The sequence below is a fragment of the Mesorhizobium sp. GW821-FHT04C10 genome (genome assembly GCF_059420305.1).
On the sequence record NZ_JBWKTL010000001.1, the window covers coordinates 4,543,527 to 4,565,761 of the forward strand.

The 22,235-nt window shown below is 61.5% G+C and carries 21 protein-coding genes, 1 tRNA gene and 1 pseudogene; 11 read left to right on the top strand and 12 right to left on the bottom strand.

Annotated elements, in window-relative coordinates:
• Positions 1-70: 70 nt before the first annotated feature.
• The 10 genes and pseudogenes from AC07UC_RS22030 to AC07UC_RS22075 all read right to left on the bottom strand — a co-directional run bounded on the left by AC07UC_RS22030 (position 71) and on the right by AC07UC_RS22075 (position 8,461).
• Positions 71-478, bottom strand: a complete 408-nt coding sequence (locus AC07UC_RS22030) for a DUF930 domain-containing protein (protein WP_181179963.1) — start codon at positions 476-478, stop codon at positions 71-73.
• Between the two features lie 56 nt (positions 479-534).
• On the bottom strand, positions 535-1,233 hold the full coding sequence (locus tag AC07UC_RS22035; protein ID WP_494907405.1) for a DUF2161 domain-containing phosphodiesterase: 699 nt from the start codon (positions 1,231-1,233) through the stop codon (positions 535-537).
• Between the two features lie 67 nt (positions 1,234-1,300).
• Positions 1,301-1,621 (bottom strand): annotated as a pseudogene (locus tag AC07UC_RS22040) (alpha/beta fold hydrolase); the annotation flags it as partial.
• Positions 1,622-1,727: 106 nt separating this feature from the next.
• Positions 1,728-2,525 carry a sterol desaturase family protein gene (locus AC07UC_RS22045; protein ID WP_494907406.1) on the bottom strand — a complete coding sequence of 266 codons (798 nt, stop codon included), beginning with the start codon at positions 2,523-2,525 and terminating at the stop codon, positions 1,728-1,730.
• Between the two features lie 370 nt (positions 2,526-2,895).
• Positions 2,896-3,900 carry an NAD-dependent epimerase/dehydratase family protein gene (locus AC07UC_RS22050; RefSeq protein ID WP_494907407.1) on the bottom strand — a complete coding sequence of 335 codons (1,005 nt, stop codon included), beginning with the start codon at positions 3,898-3,900 and terminating at the stop codon, positions 2,896-2,898.
• 1 nt (position 3,901) lies between these two features.
• The gene (locus AC07UC_RS22055; RefSeq protein WP_494907409.1) at positions 3,902-4,840 is read right to left on the bottom strand and encodes a sulfotransferase; all 939 of its coding nucleotides are present in this window, start codon (positions 4,838-4,840) and stop codon (positions 3,902-3,904) included.
• A 19-nt stretch (positions 4,841-4,859) separates the two neighbouring features.
• A complete protein-coding gene (locus AC07UC_RS22060; RefSeq protein ID WP_494907410.1) occupies positions 4,860-6,050 on the bottom strand; it encodes a DUF4915 domain-containing protein in 1,191 nt (396 codons plus the stop codon).
• Positions 6,047-6,727, bottom strand: a complete 681-nt coding sequence (locus tag AC07UC_RS22065; protein ID WP_494907411.1) for a glycosyltransferase family 2 protein — start codon at positions 6,725-6,727, stop codon at positions 6,047-6,049. The genes AC07UC_RS22060 and AC07UC_RS22065 overlap by 4 nt, the downstream gene beginning before the upstream one ends.
• Positions 6,728-6,734: 7 nt before the next feature.
• Entirely contained in the window at positions 6,735-7,649 is a 915-nt protein-coding gene (locus AC07UC_RS22070) for a transketolase family protein (protein ID WP_494907412.1), read from the bottom strand.
• Positions 7,646-8,461 carry a transketolase gene (locus AC07UC_RS22075; RefSeq protein ID WP_494907413.1) on the bottom strand — a complete coding sequence of 272 codons (816 nt, stop codon included), beginning with the start codon at positions 8,459-8,461 and terminating at the stop codon, positions 7,646-7,648. Before AC07UC_RS22075 ends, AC07UC_RS22070 begins: the two co-directional genes overlap by 4 nt.
• 11 nt (positions 8,462-8,472) lie before the next feature.
• Here AC07UC_RS22075 and AC07UC_RS22080 point away from each other — a divergent pair, with 11 nt between their 5' ends.
• On the top strand, positions 8,473-10,740 hold the full coding sequence (locus tag AC07UC_RS22080) for a hypothetical protein (RefSeq protein ID WP_494907414.1): 2,268 nt from the start codon (positions 8,473-8,475) through the stop codon (positions 10,738-10,740).
• 260 nt (positions 10,741-11,000) lie between these two features.
• Here AC07UC_RS22080 and AC07UC_RS22085 read toward each other — a convergent pair whose 3' ends face one another.
• On the bottom strand, positions 11,001-11,774 hold the full coding sequence (locus AC07UC_RS22085; protein WP_494907415.1) for an SDR family oxidoreductase: 774 nt from the start codon (positions 11,772-11,774) through the stop codon (positions 11,001-11,003).
• A 137-nt stretch (positions 11,775-11,911) separates the two neighbouring features.
• Here AC07UC_RS22085 and AC07UC_RS22090 point away from each other — a divergent pair, with 137 nt between their 5' ends.
• A complete protein-coding gene (locus AC07UC_RS22090; protein ID WP_494907416.1) occupies positions 11,912-12,811 on the top strand; it encodes a LysR family transcriptional regulator in 900 nt (299 codons plus the stop codon).
• 95 nt (positions 12,812-12,906) lie between these two features.
• Here the strand turns inward: AC07UC_RS22090 and AC07UC_RS22095 are convergent.
• A tRNA-Ser gene (locus tag AC07UC_RS22095) sits at positions 12,907-12,996 on the bottom strand.
• A 404-nt stretch (positions 12,997-13,400) separates the two neighbouring features.
• Here AC07UC_RS22095 and AC07UC_RS22100 point away from each other — a divergent pair.
• The 9 genes from AC07UC_RS22100 (at position 13,401) to AC07UC_RS22140 (ending at position 22,126) form a co-directional block, all read left to right on the top strand.
• Positions 13,401-13,643, top strand: coding sequence for a hypothetical protein (locus AC07UC_RS22100; protein WP_202322736.1), 243 nt, complete (start codon positions 13,401-13,403; stop codon positions 13,641-13,643).
• A 583-nt stretch (positions 13,644-14,226) separates the two neighbouring features.
• Entirely contained in the window at positions 14,227-15,456 is a 1,230-nt protein-coding gene (locus AC07UC_RS22105; RefSeq protein WP_494907417.1) for a septal ring lytic transglycosylase RlpA family protein, read from the top strand.
• A gap of 98 nt (positions 15,457-15,554) precedes the next feature.
• Positions 15,555-16,718 carry a D-alanyl-D-alanine carboxypeptidase family protein gene (locus AC07UC_RS22110; protein WP_140773847.1) on the top strand — a complete coding sequence of 388 codons (1,164 nt, stop codon included), beginning with the start codon at positions 15,555-15,557 and terminating at the stop codon, positions 16,716-16,718.
• A 139-nt stretch (positions 16,719-16,857) separates the two neighbouring features.
• Positions 16,858-17,532 carry a dTMP kinase gene (tmk, locus tag AC07UC_RS22115; protein ID WP_494907418.1) on the top strand — a complete coding sequence of 225 codons (675 nt, stop codon included), beginning with the start codon at positions 16,858-16,860 and terminating at the stop codon, positions 17,530-17,532.
• Positions 17,529-18,584: a DNA polymerase III subunit delta' gene (locus AC07UC_RS22120; RefSeq protein WP_494907419.1), complete on the top strand. Its 1,056-nt coding sequence runs from the start codon at positions 17,529-17,531 to the stop codon at positions 18,582-18,584. Before tmk ends, AC07UC_RS22120 begins: the two co-directional genes overlap by 4 nt.
• 139 nt (positions 18,585-18,723) lie before the next feature.
• Positions 18,724-20,277 carry a methionine--tRNA ligase gene (metG, locus tag AC07UC_RS22125; RefSeq protein WP_494907420.1) on the top strand — a complete coding sequence of 518 codons (1,554 nt, stop codon included), beginning with the start codon at positions 18,724-18,726 and terminating at the stop codon, positions 20,275-20,277.
• Positions 20,277-21,071, top strand: a complete 795-nt coding sequence (locus tag AC07UC_RS22130) for a TatD family hydrolase (RefSeq protein ID WP_140773851.1) — start codon at positions 20,277-20,279, stop codon at positions 21,069-21,071. The genes metG and AC07UC_RS22130 overlap by 1 nt, the downstream gene beginning before the upstream one ends.
• Positions 21,072-21,074: 3 nt before the next feature.
• Positions 21,075-21,893: an MBL fold metallo-hydrolase gene (locus tag AC07UC_RS22135; RefSeq protein ID WP_494907421.1), complete on the top strand. Its 819-nt coding sequence runs from the start codon at positions 21,075-21,077 to the stop codon at positions 21,891-21,893.
• A gap of 29 nt (positions 21,894-21,922) precedes the next feature.
• Positions 21,923-22,126 carry a hypothetical protein gene (locus tag AC07UC_RS22140; protein WP_494907422.1) on the top strand — a complete coding sequence of 68 codons (204 nt, stop codon included), beginning with the start codon at positions 21,923-21,925 and terminating at the stop codon, positions 22,124-22,126.
• Positions 22,127-22,235: the final 109 nt, after the last annotated feature.

Genomic DNA, 22,235 nt, shown 5'->3' on the forward strand with positions numbered 1-22,235 from the left:
AGTGGCATTACAGGAGATTTTCAGCCGCCGCCGGCTCGTGAACCGAAGCCGACACAAGCCCGCGAAAAAACTAGTCGTAGAGATTGTATTTTGCCCAGTCGGCTTCTGGAATCTCATCGCCGATCCGGTAACGAAGCTGGAGAACTTCCATATGGTCCGGCCCCGTCTGGCATTTGAACTTCAGCCGGTACCATTGCCCCTTGCTGCGGAACGCCGCACCGGGGCTCCTGATCGCATCGGCGCTCATCTCAGGCGTGGCGAAGGCGTAGGCGACAACACGGTCGGCCTTGAACTTGCGATCGTCGTGGGTGATCCGGTCTAGGATTTCGGCATCGCACCGCTGCTCGAGGCGTGTTTGCGGATCAAGTTTCATCAGCCCGGCACGCAAGGCGTTGTCCATTGCGCTGGCCGGGAAAGCTAGCGTCAGGGACGCCATGGCCATCATGCAGAGTGTCTTCATGGGCGGGACAAGCAGCATATTTTGTCTGAAAAATCAACCAAGAGGGGCGTTTCATGCCGGGCAAGCAGCCGCATTCAGGGGGTCGACGCAATCAAAATCTCGTGTCGGACATCCTCGTGCGAGGCCTGCGGCCAACGCACCAGCGAGGCGCGGCCGGCATCCGTGAGATCATAAAGGCCGCGGTCCACGCGCGCGAACCAGCCATAGACGTTGTGCTGCAGGATTTTCGGGGCGATCGGCGTCAGCGCCTTCAGGTCGCGCGGCCGTTTGGGGCCGTGGACAAGCGCGGCGGCACAGGTGAGGGCGCTCTGGCGGTAGGCGGTCATGATAGGATTGCGCGATCCTCCGCCCGCGACAGGATCACCGCGGCGGCGCTGGTGTTCGTCAACAAGGCGAGAGCGCCGCCGCGCATTCCTGCGTGGCTCAGGCGCGGCCGGGCTGACAAGCACTTCGACCTTGTCATTCGCGGTCACACCGAGCAAGCCGAAACCGAGCCGGCGGCAGAGGTTGCGAAACCGGGCGTCGCTTTCGCGCCCCTTGCCCCGTGCCGACATACGCGCCGCCAGCCACACCTCGTCGCAAACGGCCGCGCGGTCGACGCCCTGCAGCACCAGTTCGAGGTTGAACTGCAATTTCAGTTCGCAGATGACGACCACCGGCGGCTTGCCCTCGCGCAACGCGACGATGTCGCAGCCGCCAATCTCCCCCTTCACCACGAAGTCGAGAGTTTCGAGGAACCGCTTCACCGGCGCATAAAGGGAGGTCTCGTTCATGCCCCAAGGCTTAGCCGATTCGAGGCAAAAAGCCTTCCCGCTTCAGGAAGCGCAGCGCGCCGGATGCTCAGGAATGGATATTTCCGAGGAGGGCTAGGAGCACGCTGTTGAACAGCCCGGGGCGTTGCAGCGGTGCGAAATGGCTGACGTCAGGCAGGATAATCAATTCCGATCCTGGGACGTTTTGGGACAGATAGTTCGCGTGCTCCCGCCTGATGAACTCGTCATGTTCACTTTGAACGATCGCCACGGGCACGCGCGTCCGCGCCATGTCGGCGGCGGAATAATTGGGTTCGGTCTTCATCATCAGGCCGACGGCTTTGACGAATGCGTCGAACTGGCCCGGCGTTGCCGATAGTTCACGCATCGAGGCCAACGCGAAACACCTATGACTATTGCTGGTGCCCGCCAAAACCAACCCACGACGCGATCTCCGCTACCAGGCGACAGCGCCATTTCGAGCAGCAGATGGCAGTCGCCATTGATATTAGCCGTCAGGCTTCCGTGCTCGCCACCGCCCGTTTCGATCGCTTGCCGCGAGGCACGAGCGGGTAGCCGACCTGACCGAAATAGCTGGACGGGATCGGATCATCGACACCGTATTTTTCCGGCACCTTGTTGCCGGTGGCATTGTAGGTGCCGAACACAATGTCGAGGAGGGGGAGTTGGCCAGCGAAGTTCTTGTCATAAGCCTCGCGCTGGTTGGCATGGTGCCAACGATGGAATTGCGGACTGGCGATCAGCCACTTCAAGGGGCCAAACGGAATCCGCAGGTTCGAATGCACAAGCAGCGTGTGCCAAAAATATATGACCGAGAAGGCGGCGATCGAGGCTTCGGAGAATCCGAGGAAAAAGATCGGCGTCAGCGATATCGCCTTTGTGGCAATCGCGTCGACCGGATGGGAGTGGAAAGCGCCGAGCCAGTCAAGTTCCTCAATGCCGTGATGTACCGCGTGGAACCTCCAGAGCGCAGGGATTTTGTGGAAGGCCCGGTGTGCCCAATAGACACCGATGTCGGTGATCAAGATGATTTCCGCGACCTGCAACCAGACGGGCTGACCGCCGACGGCGCGCATCATTGATTGCGGGACCACGATTGCGGCGGCGTCAAGCGTGTAGGCCGCTATCAGGACGATGGCTACTTTTATGATGAAGCCGTTGAACAGCACATAGATCAGATCGACACCCAAGCCCTTGCGGAAGGTCTTCTGGGGCCGCTCGTGGAACAGATGTTCGAACGGAATGAATATCAACGCGGAGATCAACAGCGCCTTGATGCCAAAAATATCCATTCGCCCGCCTCTATTGCCCAGCCTTTGGCCGGCACCCGCTCGCACTTCAGCCTCTGAACAGAACCATATTTCTCCTTTCCAAAGGCTTGATACCGGACTTTCGTCTTTGCAGCCGGGCAGGTGAGGGATGCGCCCGCCGGCATGTCACACCAGCGTCGCAACCGGGCGATATCTTGGTGGCGCGCGGTGGCGAACGCAGCGCGTCGCGCGTCCTCCCAGGACTAACCCCTCCGGTCCCTGCCGGCGGGGTTTTCTATTTCAGGAACCACGCGCCCATCGCCAGGGATACGCCGCCCGACAAACCGACATGATCGTTGTCGCGCAACCGACGATGGGTCGAAAGTGAAGCCGTCCAGCGCGATTGCCCGTTCTATCCGCGGTCCGACGCCGGCGGTTGTCGATGCCGTCTGTCTGCCAGATCAAGGTTTGCTCTATAGAAATCGAGACGATCGCGATCTTTCCCCAACCATTGAACCGTTTCCCGCAAACCGGTGCGCAATGGCGTTTGCGCGGTCCAGCCCAGCTCTGTCGCGGCGTGTCGGGTGTCAGCCTGCCAGATGTCCGTGTCCCAGCCTCGATCAGGCATGCTCTGCCAATGCGGTTCAGCCTCGCAACCTGTCATGGCGCGCACGATATCGACGATTTCTCCCAGTGTGGTTTGTCTACCGGTGCCGATGTTGAATATTGCCCCAGGATCCGCCAGCGGACGGCTGGCTGCGATGAGCAAGGCGTCGATCGCATCTTCGACCCAGACGAAATCACGAGCCGTGTTGGGATTGGCAAGCGGCGGCCATTTCCCGGCTGTTGCATGAACAAGCAGTGACGGCACAAGGCGTCGCGGCTCTTCCCATGGCCCATAGATCGAATAGAGACGAAGCGTCGGCATGCGAATGCCGGATTTTCGCGCGAGATCGCGACAGAACGCGGTCGCCGCGGCCTTGGAGACGGCATAGGCCCCTTCGGGCTCGGTTGGCTCGTCCTCGGAGGGGGCGTGTCTCTTGCGGCCGTACTCCAGCGAACTGCCTGTATGCACGAATGCCTCGACGTCCGCCTTGAGCGCGGCAAGAGCCAATGCGCGGGTGGCCTCCAGGTTTGTACGCGCAATCCTGGCTGCGTCTGTCTGCCATGAATATGCGCCGTGCGCAGCCAGATGGAACACGTAGTGGGGGCGCAATCGATGCAACAGCACCTCCACCGACGAAGCGTCCGTCAGATCGACCACATGCGTCGAAAGCTGCGACTGTTGTGTGGGGATACGCCACGTCGCGTAGCCCGGGCGCAGCAGCAGATCGACATGCCACCCCATCGACAGCAGCCGTCTGACCAGACTCGCGCCAACAAAACCGCTGCCGCCCGTCACAACGGCGCGTTGCATCTCAGACGGCTCGCATTCCGGCGAAGTCTCCATAGTCGAAGACATCGAGATATTGCCAGGCGGCCTGCGCCACCGCCGCATGCTCCTGGACAGAGAGTTCCGCGGCTGTCGCCCGATTGGCTTCCGGTGTGGCGCGGCGGATCGTTCCCCAAGGGTAGACTTCACGCAACGCCAGACCGTTCCATGACGGCACCGAAAGCGCGACGTGATCCTCGATGCCCAGCGCGGACAGAACCGGCGCCAGAGCCTTGCGCGGGTCGGACAAAGTATCCTCCAGCCTCACGATGTGAACCCGGTCTGGATGACGATGCCGCGCAAGCAGGGCATGGTATTGGTTCAGGCACCACGCCCGCATATAGTCCGACAGGCGCATGGGAACCGGCCGCTTTTTTGTATCGGCGTAGGCAGAGAACGGATTACGCACCACATGCATCATGTGAGCGGTGGGCATTGCGGCGAGAATTGCCTCGGAGTCCACCGTGATGATCGGACTGTAGCCGACATAAACCTTCTCGCGGCCGCTGCGGTTATAGTCTTTCCAGCTATCGAATGTAGACCTGAAGAAGGCCGCGACGTTGTTCTCGGCACTGCGGCCGCTAGCCTTCACGCACTCGATGTATCGATCGCTCCGGGCATCGTCGTTGAAGTCGAAGGCCATGTCACGAAACTTGCTGACGTGTGGCGTCCGCGCACGCACTTTGCATTCTTCGTCGATGATCAGCCTGTAATCGTCCATTGGACTCGCATCGAGCGGGAAGACTGGCCAGCGGTATTTGACCGGGAACAGCGAGGTCAAGGCATCACTGACGAACCGCGTGCCGATCTGCGACTCGAACGGATAGACGAACAGCTCCGGGTGGCCGTCAAGAAACCGATGTGTGGTGTTTCCGCCATTCTCATACATGGCGCCGAGCATCAGCAAGCGGAAGTCGTCGGTCATCAATTCCTCTCGACGTTATTCATTGGGACGGCTTGGGCACGGCTTGCCACGCATAAAACAGCGCGTGCTCCGCGTCAGGCATCCGATCAAAGGCATCAAACGGAAGGCGATCGACCATCGACGAAGGGACGGCCTCGATCGCGAAAATCTGGTTGCCGGCCGGCCAGATCAGGCTGGCCACGATACGTCCGCTTTTGATGTCGACCGCGTGGAGTCCGCAGACGCATTTGTCCGCTTCGAGCCCCGGCGCATAGGCGTGAAAGCGCGGAATGATCCTTGAGGTGCCGACGATGGCAAGATCACCGAGCGCGCACAGGCCCCTGGTCCAGCCCGGCAGGCGCGCGACGACCTCGACGCGGCCATCCCGCCCGCAGTTCACAACGGTGCCATACCCGCTATTGGCTACCCACAAGTCGCCGCCGACGAAGCGGGGCGAGTGCGGGCGGGTCAATCCTCGCGCTATCGGCAATCGAGTCGCGCCGCTGAAAACGACACCGCGCCCTTCAGGGGCAAATTCGATCTGGCCTGGCCGCGCGCCGACAAGATCGTCCTTGGACGCCGTGAAATAGCTTTCGGCGAGGCTCTCTCCGGCCGCGATGCCGTTAAGCTGCAAATGATTCAGGCCAAAATCAGCGCCCGCCGTCCCCTCGATGCATGCCGGCCACCATACCCGCTGGTGATCGCCGCCTGCCGGAAATGACACAACGGCGTTGTCGCCGACCGCGCTTCCGTGGAGTTGAGGGCCGATCATCGCCAGATCGTGCAGATAGGTGCTGCCAGGCATGTACCGGGTACTCGCAGGCATCAGCACGCGGCCGGCAATGCCCTTTGACTCGAGGTCTCTGCGTGGCAGAAGCCGCTCCGCCGGTCGCAACGTGTACAACATGTTCGGATTGCGCGTGCTTGCGACGTGGACTTCCGCGCGTGCCGCGTCGAAGGCGATGCCGGACGGATGCGGCAGCCGCAAATAACTTACCTGAGGTGATCCAGAGGCCGTCGAGAGCGCCATCAGGAGATGCTCGTATTCGCGGCTGACCAGCAAGGTGAGGCCGGCCTCGGCAAGAACGTCCCACCATGGTCCGCTTATCTCGGATTCAAGCAGGCTGCTTCGGACCGCCTCCCCATCTTGCCACTGCGCCACGACACTGGCCGGGTCGCGCCAGGCCTCATGGTCGGCCTGGAAGCGTGCGTGATCCTCCTGGTCGCTCAATTCTGCAATCTCATTCGCAAGGCACCGCGATAAAGCCTCATGGCTGTCCGCCATCCGGTTGTCGAGCGACCACCGTGTCGGTGGCCTGATGCCACGCCCAATGGCACTATCGAGTATCCATGGCGGTGACAGGCCACGCAGAATTCCAGATCGATCAGATCGTCATCGCGCTGCAGGTCCAACAGCGCCTTGAAGCGACGATGAAACAGTTTCGGCGTGCCATTGATGTCGCGCAATCGCAGTCCGAACAACAGCCTCGCCTCGAGATTGTACAGCCACGAACCGAGTCCACGAAGCCATGCCCGGCCTTGTTTTCGCTCAGCCTTGAGGACACTATCCGGCCTGCTTATTCCGGCCTCCAGCGCCCGCCGCAGGTCATCGCCCCTGGTGCGGGCCGAATTCGTGTAGCATAGGAACTCTCCCTGGGCAGCCGCCAGGCCAGCCCTCACGGCGCGCCCCCAACCGGCGCAATCGGCGCGCAACGCACGCACATTGGCGTGGTGGGTTGCCAACTCCGTACAGCGTACCGCGCTTTCGTCACGCGACCCATTCTCGACAAGGATAATTTCCCAGGGCACCGAAAGACCACGCAGAGCGGTATGATATTCGTCAATCACGGTGACGACATGGTCGGCCTGGTTATGAATGGGAAGGATGATCGAGATTGTCGGGTTCATCGCAAATCTACAAAAGCAGTGCCTGAGCAGCGGCTGAAATGCGGTCGGCGGTCAATCCGCTGCGTTCCATCAGCCAGGCCGCACTGCCGCCATGGCCCGCGCCGGGTAGAGTTGCCGCGAGGCGGCGGAACGGTCTTGCCAATCCGGCTTCCGCGAGAACCTCGGCGACCAATGAGCCAAGTCCTCCTGTCTGCTGATGCGCCTCGATTGTCAGGACGGCGCTGGCATCCGCCAGTGCGGTTCGCAGATCCGCCAATGGCACAGGCGCAAGACAAGGCACTGACAACACCGTCGCCTGCACGCCGGCATTTGCCAGTCCCTCTGCGGCCGTCATGGTCTCCGCAACCAGGGCACCGGTCGAAATGAGCAGCACATCGGCGCCTCGACGCATGGTCTGAGCCCGCTCGAGTTCGAACAGGCCACCCGATATCGCGACCTGCGGACTGTCCTTGCCCAGCCTGAAATAGATTGGCGAGGGCACCGACCACAGGCACTCCAGCGCCGCGGCGGCCTGAGGTCCATCGATAGGCGCAATAACCATCATTCCGGGCAGTGCGCGCATGACCGCGATGTCCTCGAGACTATGATGTGTCGAGCCGCCCGTACCGTAGTCGAAGCCGCCGCCGACGCCTATGATGCGGACGGGCAGTTCGTGCGCCACCGGGCCGTTGCGAATGAATTCGTAAGGCCGCAACGTTGCAAAGGTCGCGATCGAATAACAGAACGGAAGAAATCCGGCTTCCGCCAAACCTGTTGCGACACCAATCATATTCTGTTCGGCGACACCGACATTGACGAACCTGTCCGGATACGCCTGGGCAAACGGCTCCACGACCGAGAAGCCGAGGTCGGCGGTCAGCAGCACTATGCGCGGATCACGCGCGGCCAGTTCGCAGAGCTTGGCAATGAACTCGCGCCTCACGGCAGCGCCTCGCTCTGTGCCAGGGCAATGGCATAATCTTCATCCGACATCGGCAGGTAGTGCCAGCGCACCTGGCCCTCCATGAAACTCACGCTACGCCCCGATACGGTCTGCGCCAACACCACCAGCGGCTCCTGGTGGTGCGGGCGAAGCGCTTCGAGAACGGCCGCGGGCGTATGCCCATCCACCTCCCGCACCGTCCACCCGCAACTCATCCAGCGCTCCGGCATCCGGCTTTGATCCATGATCTCGGCGGTCCTGCCCAACGCCTGCTGTCCATTGACGTCGACGACGACGATCAAGTTCGCGAGCCGATGATGCCCGGCGAACATCGCCGCCTCCCATGTCGACCCTTCATTGCACTCGGCATCGGACAGCAGGACATAGGTGCGGCGGTCCTTGCCGAGCAGGCGTGCGGCGAGCGCCGATCCCGCGCCGATCGACAGACCAAGACCGAGCGAGCCCGTCGAGAAGTCGACGCCGGGGAGGTGACGGGTCGGGTGCACGCCCAATCGAGAATCATCAGCGCAATAGCTTGCCAACTCGGAGCGGCTAAGCCATCCGCGCAAGAACAGAGCGGCATATAGCGCCAGGGCGGCATGCCCTTTTCCCAGGATGAAGCGATCACGATCCGGATCGTCCGGCGATTTCAATCGTATCGCGCCGCCGTAGAGAACTGCGAGCAGATCCACCACGGACAGCGCCGATCCGATGTGTCCGACATGGGCGCGATATGATTCTTCAAGAATCAGCTTGCGGAGAGCCCGCGAACTCAGAATTTGCTGATCAGCGAGTGGCTGATCAGGCTCCATGACAGCCTGCCATGTCCGTGGTAGTGATCGACATCATGCGGCTGCCCTCTCGTATGATACGACACACTAGCGCATTCTTCGCCGATCTTGAAAGGCGGCCTGTACTTCTTCTCTGTTTAGGAATCTTGCTTGCCTGGTTCATGGCGGGCGTCCCGTTCATGAGGTTCGACGTCCCGACCGAATTGTGGGGCGATCGTATCTTCCTGTTGCTTCACGGCAGGCTTTTTCTCGATTGGCCACATATTTTTCGAACAGATGCCGTCGGCTTTCCCGATCGGCTGGATCTGCTCGGCTTTCCGTTCACCGACCTCACTGAACGCGTGGTGCAATTTCTGGCTACGCGCCTGTCGGGTGATGTCGTCGTCGGTGCCAATTTGTATCTTGTCGTCATCGTCGCGGCGAACTTCGCAGCCGCATTCCACGCTCTGCGTGCCTTTCAGATTCGTCCCTGGTGGTGCCTCGCGGGGGCTTTCGCTTTTGCATTCATTCCTTATTTCGCCAAACGTTCAACCGGGCACGATTATCTGGCCGCCTATTATTCGGCCCCGCTTGCGTTCCTGATCCTGCCTCGGATCGTCACGGCTGTTCGCAAGCAGTCCCTCATCGGCATCGTGAGGGACCCGGTCACGCTCGTGTGCTGCGTGGTGATCGCGACTTCAGGAATCTATTACAGCTTTTTTGCCCTGCTCACCTGGGCATTTGCCGGTCTGGCCCTGGCTGCACAGGAACGAAACTGGCGCTATTTGCCAGCCTTGGCCCTTCCAGCCGGGGTGATGTTGGTCACGTTGCTGCCGATTCTGGCGTTCTTTGTCGCGGTCGCGCCAGACAACGCCGGCGGCTTCGCCGCAAGAACAGCATCCGAGCAGACACTGTATGGCTTTCGTATCTCCGACGTAGTCCTCGGGCTGAAGCAATTCGGCATCGCGCCGAACGCACTTTCCGATTACATGGCCATCCGCGGCACGGCCGAGGGAACAGATGCCTGGCCCGGTCCCATCCTGTCGGCTTTTGCATTGCTGGCTGTCCTGTTTGGTTCATCGCTGTTGCGAAGGCGCAGTCCTGGCGCCCAGCCGGACTACGAAGGCCTGGCGCCAATATTCAACGCGTATCTCGTCTTCTGCATGATCTATTGCGTGCCCTTCGGTCTGGGATTGATCTTCAATCTGCTGATCGCGCCAGAAATCCGCGCACAGAATCGGATCTCACCTTTTTTTGCATTCGCGGCACTGCTTGTGTTCCTCGGCCTATGGCGGCGTGTAACGCTCTGGCTGCAGTTCAGATTCGGCCGCTCGATCGGCGGGGTAGCAGCCACGGCGGGCCTGATTGCGCTGCTATTTGTAAACAGCGTCGGTAGCGAAGCGCTTTTTGCGCGGCAGCAGCGCGCCTTGCTGCGCGAGCCGGCTTTCGCCGCGGAGATGACGAGCATTCGCGCGACTTTGGCTGCGGCGGATTCAGCAGGGCTGCAGCGGATCCTCGAGCTGCCGATAGCGGCATGGCCTGAATCGCCCGCCATACGCGGCTTCGCACCCTACAATCATTTCTTGCCTTTTATCTTCAGCGCTCCGGGCAGTTCCCGACACTGGAGTTACGGCGCATTCGCGGGAAGCGATGGCCTGTCGCGCCTGCAAGCCCTGCTGAAAGTCGCGAACTGGCCCTGCGCGCTTGCCGAGCTGGCATCCAGCTACGATGCCGTGCTGATCGATCGCCGTGGCTACGGTGCCGCCGAACTCGCGGCGTGGGACAGCCGGCTGACCGCATCCGGAGCGCGCTTGGTCAGCGATGATCCGGTTCGCCGCCTCTATCGCTTGCCGACTTCGGAATGTTCGCAACCGCTGTTGCCATTCGATCGATGGCTCAGCGCCGCCAAGGGCGGGGAACTCGAGCCACTCCTCGATCGGGGATGGCATTCGCCGGAGCCATGGGGACGTTGGGGCAAGGACGCGATGCATCGCATACTTTTGCCCAATCGCGGCCTGGGTAGCCACGACCTTATCCTGGATCTCAAAATCCTCCAGCTTGCCGACAATGCCGGCCGAATTCCGCGCGTCGAAGTGCGCGTCAACCAAACCCTGGTCACCACATTGGGTGTTGCACAACCGATGCATCCGGAAGAGCAACGCATCGTCATTTCCCGTCGGCTTCTGCCCCAGACGGGCTTCACGACGATCGACCTGAGGCCCGAGGGCGGCCCCATACCCGCATCGAGGGTGGTGCCTAAAGACAAAAGATTGCTTGGGGTCGGGTTGATTGCAATGCGCCTGCATGAGGCCGCCGAATAGCTCAATATTGTGGCGGAGGGAGTGGGACCCGAACCCACCGTGAACTTGCGTCTCGACCAGCTTGATCGCATGGAACGGATGGCCGAGCGGTTTAAGGCACCGGTCTTCAAAACCGGCGCGGGCGCCATTCGTAGCTCCTCGTCGCATCGGACAGGAAATGCTCGCGTTGAACGTCGAGAAGCGACTGGAACGGATTGGTCATCGCCGGCCTCCTCCGACAATGGCGCCGGCCGTTTCCTGGGAGGCGGCCGGCTGGCGGCTTACTTGGTGGTGTAGCCACCGTTGACGAGGATGGTCTGGCCGGTCATCCACCAGCCGTCCGAGACCATGAAGCGGATGTAGGGGACGATATCCTCTATGTCGGTAAGGCCTGTCTTCGAGAAACCCGACAGCGCAGCCGCCGTCTTGTGGTAGGCGACCGCATCGGCGCCTTCGGCAGGGTAGAAGAAGGGCGTGTCCATCGGACCCGGTCCGATCGCCGTCACCGAGATGCCGCGCTCGCCGAATTCTTTGGACGCCGCGCGGGTGAAATGCTCCACTGGAGCCTTGGTCCCGGCATAGCTCGAATAAAAGGGCGTGTAAGCGCCGAGTAGCGAGGTGACGAGCGTCACCAGCTTGCCGTTGTCGTTTAGATGCTTGCCGGCTTCCTTGATGAAGAAGAAAGCCGTCTTGGCATTGACTGCGCTCATCTCATCATATTCTGCTTCGCTGATCTCGACGATGGGTTTCTTCAGCACCTTGCCGACGGTGTTGATGGCGATATCGGGACGGCCAATGGCAGCGACCGCATCGGTGAACAGTTTCTCGACCGCACCGGCCGTCGTCAGGTCCGCCTGGAGGGCGACCGCCTTGGCACCAGCGGCCTTGACGGCCGCCACGGTAGCGTCCGCATCGGCCTTGGTCGCCGCGCTGTTGTAATGGATGGCAATCGCTTTCGCGCCATTGCCGGCGAGATCGCGCGCAATCAGTCCGCCGAGGTTCTTTGCCCCACCGGCGATGATGACGGTTTTGCCTTTGATGCTGTGGTCGGTCATGGGTGGCCTCCTTTGCCGGTTGGCGACCATATCCACGGCCGCTTTCGTTCGAGAGACTTATCGTCTAGATTTGAGAGATAAAGGCGGCTGTTCTGACATCACCTGTCAGAAAACCAGCACAATAGAGAAACAAACCCTTGGACCGTATCGACCTCTTTCGGATATTCACCCGTGTCGTCGAATGCGCGAGCTTCACCCGCGCCGCTGATACGTTGGGCGTCCCGCGGTCTTCCGTTTCAGCGGCCGTTCAGGAGTTGGAGGGGCGTGTTGGCGCGCGGCTGCTTCATCGTACGACCCGCAAGGTGTCTCCTACCCAGGACGGCATCGCCTTTTATGAACGCTGCCAGCGGGTCATCGCCGATGTCGAGGATACGGAGAATCTGTTTCGGCAGTCGGCAGCACAGCCATCGGGCAGGCTATGCATCGACGTCCCTGGCCGGATCGGACGACTGATCATTGCACCGGCGCTGCCCGATTTTCTGGACCGATATCCCGAGATCGACATCAGCCTCGGTGTCACAGACCGAGCGGTCGATCTGGTGGAAGATGGTGTTGATTGCGTGCTGCGGGTCGGACCGCTTGGTGATTCCGGCCTCATTGCACGCCCCATCGGCAAGCTGCCATTGATCAACGTCGCCAGCCCCGGCTATCTAGCGCGGCACGGCACCCCGCGGGCGCCGGACGACCTCGGCGATCACTGGGCAGTGAACTATGCATCTCCATCCAGCGGCCGGATTGAGGATTGGGAGTGGGTGGAAGATGGGAATGCGTACACAGTCCCAATGCGTGGCCGGGTCACCGTCAACAGCGCCGAAGCCTATATCGCCTGTTGCCTCGCGGGTCTCGGCCTGATCCAGATCCCCGCCTATGATGTGAAACAAAACCTGGGTGCGGGAGGTTTAATTGAGGTCATGCCCAACCACCGGGCGGAATCCATGTCCATGACTTTGCTCTATCCCCATCGCCAGCATCTCTCACGGCGATTGCAGGTCTTTGCCGATTGGCTTGAAGCGCTGCTTAAGCGGCAGCTTCTTTGATGCGAGACGCAGGTTCTGCCGCCTCCGTGCGGTCATAGAGGAACACGGCGGTGATCGGGGCAAGCCGTTCTCAAAACCAGCCATTTTGGCCGAGGTGGCGGAGGGAGTGGGATTCGAACCCACGGTGAACTTGCGCCCACGCCGGTTTTCAAGACCGGTGCCTTAAACCGCTCGGCCATCCCTCCAAGCAATTGCAATCATTGCGCTTTTGACAATTTGCATGGGGCCGTGGAATGCCCGTTGCTACGCAGCTTGCAACTGTTTGCCTTTTCGCTCGCTGCTTATAGCGGCCTGAAGCGCAACGTCAACTTGCTCTGCTGCATCTGTCGTAAGCACATGAGTTGTCCGGATTAGGCAGCACATGAGTTGTCCGGTTTTATCGCCAGCGAATGGAGGCTGGGGATGGCCCAGGCGCTCGCTATCTTCGGGTGAGTGTCGGCTGAAAGCATCTGTGTCGCGTGGGTATGCCGAAGGTCGTGGAAGCGTGGCAGCGGCGGACTGAGGGTCTTAATATTCGCTTGCACTAATATAAAAGTGACGTAACGTCACTCCCCAGCATCTTGGGGATGCGCAACCGTGGGGAAGTACGATGAGAGTGATCTTGTTTTGCGCGGCACTCGTGATCGCTGCGACTGGTGTCGCCGTTGCCAAGGAGAAGAAGGTCGCGGTCAGCGATGCTGCGGCCCTGTGTTCCACGAAACATTCGAGCAAGAAGCCGAGGCCGGAGTTGGACTGCAACTTGACCGGAACAACTAAATTACCAGGTGGAACAACGCCGGAAAAGCCGCGCCTGGGATACGACGCCAATCCGTGGATCATGACTGGCCTTTAAAGCAGGGCTAAGGCGGACAGCGGAGTAGCCTAGCGAAGTAGCGCTCATCCAGTGGAGCACTTCAGGACCGATGCGGCCGGCTGGACGAAACTGTTCAGGCCGTACGTCCTTTACGCACCCTTACGAATCCGTAAGTCGCGCATATGGGCATTGTCTCGTAGGCTGCAGGTCGGAGCGGCGATGCCCGTCGATGCTCCACGGGGTGTGCACAGACCACCCTACAGCCCGTTGCCTTTGCCTGCCCCCCAAGCTTGGCAACGGGCTGATCCCATCACCATCAGAGGCTCCCGATCCTTATCGTCGGCCATCAGGCTCGCGCCGGGCTCTACGCAAGCCCCGCTCGTCACTGCCCTTTCGCAGTTTGATTGACGACGTTTGAGCGCGCAAAAGCGCTGGTTCACGCAGCAAGCGCCGTCACAATCTTGCCCGGTTCCGGCCACAATCGATTAATATCGTGATAAACAATTCCTGCGCACAAAGGATCGGGGTTCAGGGCGTCGTTGATATCGTCGAGTGAGTGCTTTGGCTCCTCTGTTGTTCAAACGACGGCGTCTTGATTGAGACTGTAGGGGATTTCAGGAAAATGCAGGCTACGACGCGCCCGCGTCTTCGTCGCGCTTCCACGCTTACGCTGCTTGCTGCGTCGGCTGCCTTGCTGGCAGCATGCGCATCGCAGCCCGAGCCGAAAGCGATGGTGAATCCCAAACCTCGTTCCAAGGAATATTTCGCCGAGACCGAATATGGCGTGAAGGCGAGCCCGCGCGCCAACTTCATGCGGCGCGGCGGTGGTCGCGACCAGCTCGGCAAGCCCTACCAGGTTCGCGGCAAGTGGTACTATCCCAAGGAAGATCGGCATTACGCGAAGGTCGGCCTGGCCTCCTGGTATGGCGACGCCTTCCATGGCCGGCTGACCGCCAATGGCGAAGTGTATGACACAGCGCAACTGACCGCCGCGCATCCGACCATGCCGCTGCCGAGTTACGCCCGTGTCACCAACCTCGACACCGGCAGTTCGGTCATCGTGCGCGTCAACGACCGCGGGCCGTATCATGAGGGCCGCATTATCGACGTCTCGGAGCGCGCGGCGCAGATGCTCGACTACGACAAGGTCGGCACCGCGAAGGTCAAGGTCGAATATGTCGGTCGCGCACCGCTCGACGGCAATGACGATCAGTATCTGATGGCATCCTACCATCCGGGCAACCGGATTCCGGATCCGTCGGATGGCCTGCCGACCGGTGTCATGGTGGCCATGAACGGACCGTCGCCAAGCCTGCCCGTGGGTGCGGCAGCCGTACCGTTTCCGGGTCAGTTGACGAATTCCGGCGAGGCGTTCGCCACGCAGCCGGCTCTGTCCGCGCAGGCACCGGCTTTAGGCGACCTGGCGCTGCCTGACTTCGGACCGATCGTTCCCTCGCGCCCGGAAATCGGCCTGCCGCCGCAGTCGCCATTCGCGATTGCCTCGCTGTCCTACGCGGATGACCGCATGCGGCGCGCGGATGTCTTTGCCGCACTCGACGACAACGGCATGTCGCCAGCCGACATCCTGCGGTCGTGGAAAAAGTCCAATCCGCAAGCAGCGCCGTCCAGCGCCGACTATGTCGCAGCCGGCACGTTCGACAGTGCCGCGGAAGCCAAACGCGTGGCAGCAGCACTTCAACCCTTCGGCAGAACGGAGATCCAGCGTTCCGATCTCGACGGCAATGATTGGTACGCGGTCAATCTCTATCCGAATGGCCATGGCGGGCTGGACGAGTTGCTGCAGGCGGCATGGTCGCACGGCGCGCCCGATGCGCTGGCCGTGCGCAACTGATTCACGAGCCGGTTTTCCGCTGAACAGTTGATCCGTCCCGGAAAAAGCCCGATAGTTTCGCGGGCTTGCCGGAGGGACCGGCCAACGGGTCGAATTTCATGCAGTTTCGCTTGCTTCAGCCTTTTGCCGGGTTTTTTCTTCTCGGTCTCCTGATTTCCCTTGCTCCAGCTCACGCGCAGCTTTTCGAGACCAAGGCCACACAGGCCTTCATGATCGATGCCGATACCGGCACGGTGCTGTTCTCGAAAGATGCCGACAAGCCGATCCCGCCGGCCTCGATGGCCAAGCTGATGACCATGGAAGTGGTTTTCAACGCCATCAAATCCGGGCGGCTCAAGCTCGACGACACGTTCGTGGTGAGCGAAAACGCCTGGCGCAAGGGCGGCGCGCCGTCGGGAACATCGACGATGTTCGCCAAGCTCAAATCGGCGATCCGGCTCGAGGACCTGATCCAGGGCGTGACCGTGCAGGCCGCCAATGACGGCTGCATCGTCATCGCCGAAGGCATGGCCGGGTCAGAAGATAATTTTGCCGCGCAGATGACCGAGCGTGCCCGCCAGATCGGCCTCAAGACATCGACCTTCGTCAATTCGACCGGCCTGCCGGCCGATGGCCAGCAGACGACCGTGCGCGAACTGGCGCAGCTGGCCCTGCATTTGTGGCGCGATTACCCGGATTTCTATCGCTACTATGGCCTGAAGGATTTCACCTGGAACAAGATCTCGCAGAGGAACCGCAACCCGCTGCTGGCCATGGACATCGGTGCCGATGGCCTGGCGGTCGGTGCAAGCGAGGCGTCCGGCTTCGGCATCGTCGCTTCGGCCAGCCACAACGGCACGCGGGTGGTTGCGGCGATGAGCGGGTTCGCCAATGACAAGGAACGCGCCGAGGAGGCGCGAAAGCTGCTCGACTGGGGCGCGCGGTCCTTCGAGAAGACCGAGATCTTCGCCAAGGACGAGGTGGTTGGCGAGGCCCAGGTTTTTGGCGGTGCGAAATCCGGCGTGACGTTGAAGGCAAAAGGGCCAATCGCCATCTTCCTGCCGATCACCAACCGCGACAAGCTGACGGCAAGGATCGTCTATACCGGCCCGGTCGCCGCACCGGTGGAGGAGGGCCAGCCAGTGGGTGCACTGCGCGTCTGGATCGGCGACACGCTGAGCCAGGAGACACCGCTTTTCGCCGCCGAGTCGATCGGTGTCGGCACGCTGCCACAGCGCGCGCTCGATGCCGTCAAGGAACTGGCGATCGGCTGGCTGCGCTAATGCATGTCGCTCAAAAGTGGCCACGGTCTTGAGACAACGACATGCATAAAAGCAAAAATCTGACGGCATGGACGTTTCCCCGAACGCGGACTATCTAGAGCGCAACAATCCACTCCAACATGGACAAAGGCCGTTTCGATTGGCGCGCGGATTTTTCATCACCTTCGAAGGCGGCGAGGGCGCAGGCAAGTCGACGCAGATCGAGCGGCTGGCAAGGAAGATGCGCGCCAAGAAGTATGATGTCCTCGTCACCCGCGAACCGGGCGGCTCGCCAGGCGCGGAAGCGGTCAGGCATGTGCTGCTTTCGGGTGCCGCGGAGCCATTCGGGCCGAAGATGGAAGCACTGCTCTTCGCCGCCGCCCGTTCCGACCATGTTGAGCAGGTCATCCGGCCGGCGGTCGAGCGTGGCTCCATCGTTCTTTGCGACCGCTTCCTGGATTCTTCGCGCGTCTACCAGGGCGTCACCGGCGGGATCGACCCGGCATTCATGGCTGCGCTCGAACAGGTCGCCATCAACGGCATGGTGCCCGACATCACGCTGATCTTCGATATCGATCCCGCCGAGGGCCTCCGGCGCGCGACCCTGCGGCGCGGCAGCGACGCCGGCGCCGACCGCTTCGAAAAGGAGACGCTGGCCATCCATCAGGCTCGGCGCGAGGCCTTTCTGGCGATCGCCGCGGCCGAGCCGGAGCGCTGCATCGTCGTCGACGCGTCCGCCGATCCCGATACGGTGGAGCATGTCGTCACCGCCGCCGTGTTCGCGGCGCTGGAGGCGAGGGCGCCCGCGCGCAACAGGCAGGCCGCACCAGTATGATCTTCGAACGCATCGCGCCGGAACAGCATGATACGCTGGATGGCGTGCCCGAGCCGGCCGAAACGCCTCGTCTGGTCGGACACGGGCAGGCGGCCGAGATGCTTGCCGCCGCCTATCGATCCGGAAAACTGCCGCATGCTCTGATCTTCGCCGGGCCGGTCGGCATCGGCAAGGCGACACTGGCCTTCCATCTCGCGCATCACCTGCTGAAGCACCCAGACTTCGCGCAGGCGCCGGAAAGCCTTGCCGTTCCCGATCCGACCTCGTCGCTGTCTCGCCAGATCGCGACCGGAGCGCATCCGGGCGTGCTGCACCTGACCCGGCCGCTGAACGACAAGACCAAGAGCTTCAAGACCGTCGTCACCGTCGACGAGATCCGCAGGGTCAGTCGCTTCCTGTCGATGACCTCGCATGATGGCAGCTACCGGGTGGTCATCGTCGATCCCGCCGACGACATGAATGCCAATGCCGCCAATGCCTTGCTCAAAAATCTTGAGGAGCCGCCGGCACGAACGCTGTTCATTCTCATCGTCCATGCGCCGGGCAGCCTGCTGCCAACGATCCGCTCGCGCTGCCAGGTGGTGCGCCTGACTCCGCTCGGGGCCGACGAGCTGCTGGCAGTGCTGGAGACCGCGGAGCCGCCGCCACCGAACGACCCGGCCGCACGGGCAGCGCTGGTCGAACGGGCAGGGGGCAGTGTGCGCAACGCGATCCTGCTGACGCAATATGGCGGGCTGGAAATCGCCCAGACACTCGATGCGCTGGTGGCAGCGGGAAAGACCGATATCGGCGGAGCCTGTCGGCTCGCGGAAGCCGTCGCCGGCCGCGACCAGGCGATCCAGTTCGATATCTTCAACCGCCGCGCGCTCGACCTATTGTCGGATGCGGCAAGCCAGGCAGCACTGTCAGGCGACCTCGCGCGGGCGAAAACGCTGTCGGACACTTGGCATGAGGCGCTGGACGCGATATCTGAGACCGACACCTACAATCTCGACAAGAAGCAGCACGCCTTGACCATGATAGACCGCCTGAATTCTGCGATGCGAATGTGACGGCCTTTTTGGTGCATGCCGTTGCCCCAAAACCGGGGTCACTTTTGGGCGGCATGCATCGGCACCGGGATGGCAAATGCCATTCCGATGCGATATCCACCGCCACGGCTTCCATTCAGACATTCATGACGGTTCATTCATGTCACGCGACACATTCTACATCACGACCGCGATTTCCTATCCGAACGGCAAGCCGCATATCGGCCATGCCTACGAACTGATCGCCACCGACGCGCTCGCCCGCTTCCAGCGGCTCGACGGCAAGCAGGTCTTCTTCCTCACCGGGACCGACGAGCACGGCATCAAGATGCTGCAGACGGCGAAGCGCGAAGGCATTTCGGCGCGCGAACTGGCCGACCGCAACGCGGCCGATTTCAAGCGCATGGCGACCGCGCTCAACGCCTCCAATGACGATTTCATCCGCACCACGGAAGAGCGGCACTACGCGTCCTCGCAGGCGATCTGGAAGGCGATGGACGCCAATGGCGATATCTACAAGGGCGGCTATGCCGGCTGGTACTCGGTGCGCGACGAAGCCTATTACGGTGAGGAGGAGACAGAAGTCCGTCCCGACAATATCCGCTACGGGCCGCAGGGAACGCCGGTCGAATGGGTCGAGGAAGAGAGTTATTTCTTCCGCCTCTCTGCCTATCAGGACAAGCTCATCGCGCTTTACGAAAGCCAGCCCGACTTCATCGGCCCGGCCGAGCGCCGCAATGAGGTAATGAGCTTCGTCAAGTCGGGGCTGAGGGATTTGTCGATTTCGCGCACCACTTTCGACTGGGGCGTGCCGGTGCCGGGCGACGAGAAGCATGTCATGTATGTCTGGGTCGACGCCTTGACAAACTACATCACCGGCGTCGGCTATCCCGATGAAAATGATGAGAAATGGCGTTTCTGGCCGGCCGACGCGCATATCATCGGCAAGGACATTGTACGCTTCCATGCGGTCTACTGGCCGGCCTTCCTGATGTCGGCCGGCATCCCGCTGCCGAAGCGCGTTTTCGGCCACGGCTTCCTGTTCAACCGCGGCGAGAAGATGTCGAAGTCTGTCGGCAACGTCATCGACCCGTTCACCATGGTCGAGCATTACGGCCTCGATCAGGTGCGCTATTTCTTCCTGCGCGAAGTGCCGTTTGGCCAGGACGGCAGCTACAGCCATGAAGCGATCGTCAACCGCACCAATGCCGACCTCGCCAATGGTCTCGGCAATCTGACGCAACGCTCGCTGAAGATGATCGCCGCGAATTGCAGTGGCGTGGTGCCGCAGCGTGGCGAACTGACGGAAGCCGACAGTGCGATCCTCGACCAGGCGGTGGAAGCGCTTGGCACGGCGCGCAAGGCGATGGCGGATCAGGGCATTCATCTGGCGTTGGCGGCGATCTTTGGCGTGGCCGCCGAAGCCGACCGTTATTTCACGTCTCAGGAGCCCTGGGCGCTGAAGAAGACCGATCCGGCGCGGATGGAAACGGTGCTGTGGACGACCGCCGAAATCGTCCGTCGCGTCGCACTTTTGAGCCAGCCCTACATCCCGGGGTCGGCCGCCAAGCTGCTCGATCTGCTGGCGGTGCCGGCGGACCAGCGTAACTTCGAGCATGTCCACGCCGACTATGCGCTTGTGCCCGGCACGACATTGCCTGTGCCGGAAGGCGTGTTTCCGCGCTACGTCGAACAGCCGGGCGCGAACGCCTGATGCTCGTCGACAGCCACTGCCACCTGGACTTTCCAGATTTCGCCGAGGAGCGGGCGGCCATTGTCGCCCGCGCCAAAGCGGCCGGCATCGGCCGCATGGTGACGATTTCCACTCGCGTAAAGCGGTTTCAGCAAATCCTTGAAATCGCTGAAACTTTTGATGAAGTTTACTGCTCAATCGGCACCCATCCGCACAATGCAGCCGAAGAGCTCGACGTCACCGCTGCGGACCTCGTTCGCCTGTCCGATCACCCGAAGGTGGTGGCGATCGGCGAGGCTGGGCTGGATTACTTCTACGACAAGGCGCCGCGCGATGCGCAGGCGCGGGGCTTTCGCAATCACATCGCGGCGGCTCGCGTGACCGGGCTGCCGCTGGTCATCCATTCACGCGACGCAGATGACGACATGGCGGCCATTCTCGAGGACGAAACAGGGAAGGGCGCCTTCCCCTTCATCCTGCACTGTTTTTCCTCCGGACGCCGGCTGGCCGAGGTGGGCGTCTCGCTCGGCGGCTATGTGTCGTTCTCGGGCATCCTGACCTTCAAGAACTCGGCCGAATTGCGCGCCGTCGCCGCTGACGTGCCGCATGACCGGCTGCTCGTCGAAACCGACGCGCCATACCTGGCGCCGATCCCATTCCGCGGCAAGCGTAATGAGCCGGCCTATGTCGCGCACACCGCCAAGGTGCTGGCGGAGACGATTGGTGTCAGCGAGGCTGAAATCGCCGATCTGACGACGAACAATTTCTTCCGGCTGTTCGGCAAGATGCCGCGACCTGCCGAGCTGAGCGCCTGACCGATGACTGACCGGCTGCGCCTGACCATTCTCGGCTGCGGCTCGTCGCCAGGTACGCCGCGCATCACCGGCGACTGGGGCAATTGCGACCCGGACAACCCGAAGAACCGGCGCATGCGTACGGCCGTCCTGGTTGAACGGATCGCGACGAATGGCAACCGCACGACCGTCGTCATCGACACTGGTCCCGATTTTCGCCAGCAGATGCTGATGGCCTCTGTCAGGCGCATTGACGCGGCCGTCTACACGCATCCGCACGCCGATCACATCCACGGCATCGATGACCTGCGCGGCTTCGTCCTCGATCAGCGCCAGCGGATCGATATTCACGCAGACGAGCCGACAATGCTGCGGCTGCGCCAGGCGTTCGGCTACTGCTTCGAGACGCCACCCGGCAGTTCCTATCCGCCGATCGTCAGTGCCCATATCATCGACCACGCCAAGCCGGTGGTGATCGAAGGAGAGGGGGGTGCCCTCACCCTTGAGCCATTGCCGCAGGTCCATGGCGACATCATCTCGCTCGGGTTTCGCATTGGAGCGCTGGCCTATTGCCCTGACATCAGCGACTTTCCCGACGCCACCGCCGAGCGGCTATGCGGCCTGGAGATGCTGGTCATCGACGCGCTGCAGTACAAGACCCACCCCAGCCATCTGTCACTCGGCCAGGCGCTCGGCTGGATCGAGAAGCTGGCGCCGAAGAATGCAGTGCTAACCCACATGCACGTGCCGCTCGACTATGCCACTGTGATGGCCGAGACGCCGGCCAACGTGGCACCTGCCTATGACGGGATGATGATAGAAATCCCTTATGAGTCAGAGTGATAGATCGATTTTCTCGCGAGCTGCGAGCCATGAAATCGTTCAAGCTGGGTAGAAACCTCGGAAACCTGCTCTATCGTGACTATCTGGCCCACGGTCACGAGGGATCTGGTGAGCAAATCCCAGGTCGGATGGCGGTGGGCATCTGGGCTGCCTTCATTGTCGATAAGCGCACCGTATGCCGTGCGCCGTGGGGCAACATCGCTGATTGCCGGCGGCAAACCGACCTGGCGTGAGTTGCTGCTTAGGATGACAATGCCAAGGACTGTGATCTTCGGCGAAAAATTATTGCCGGACGAAGATACGCAACGCTTGCCTCAGCAACGCATCGCCATCAGCGTCGTA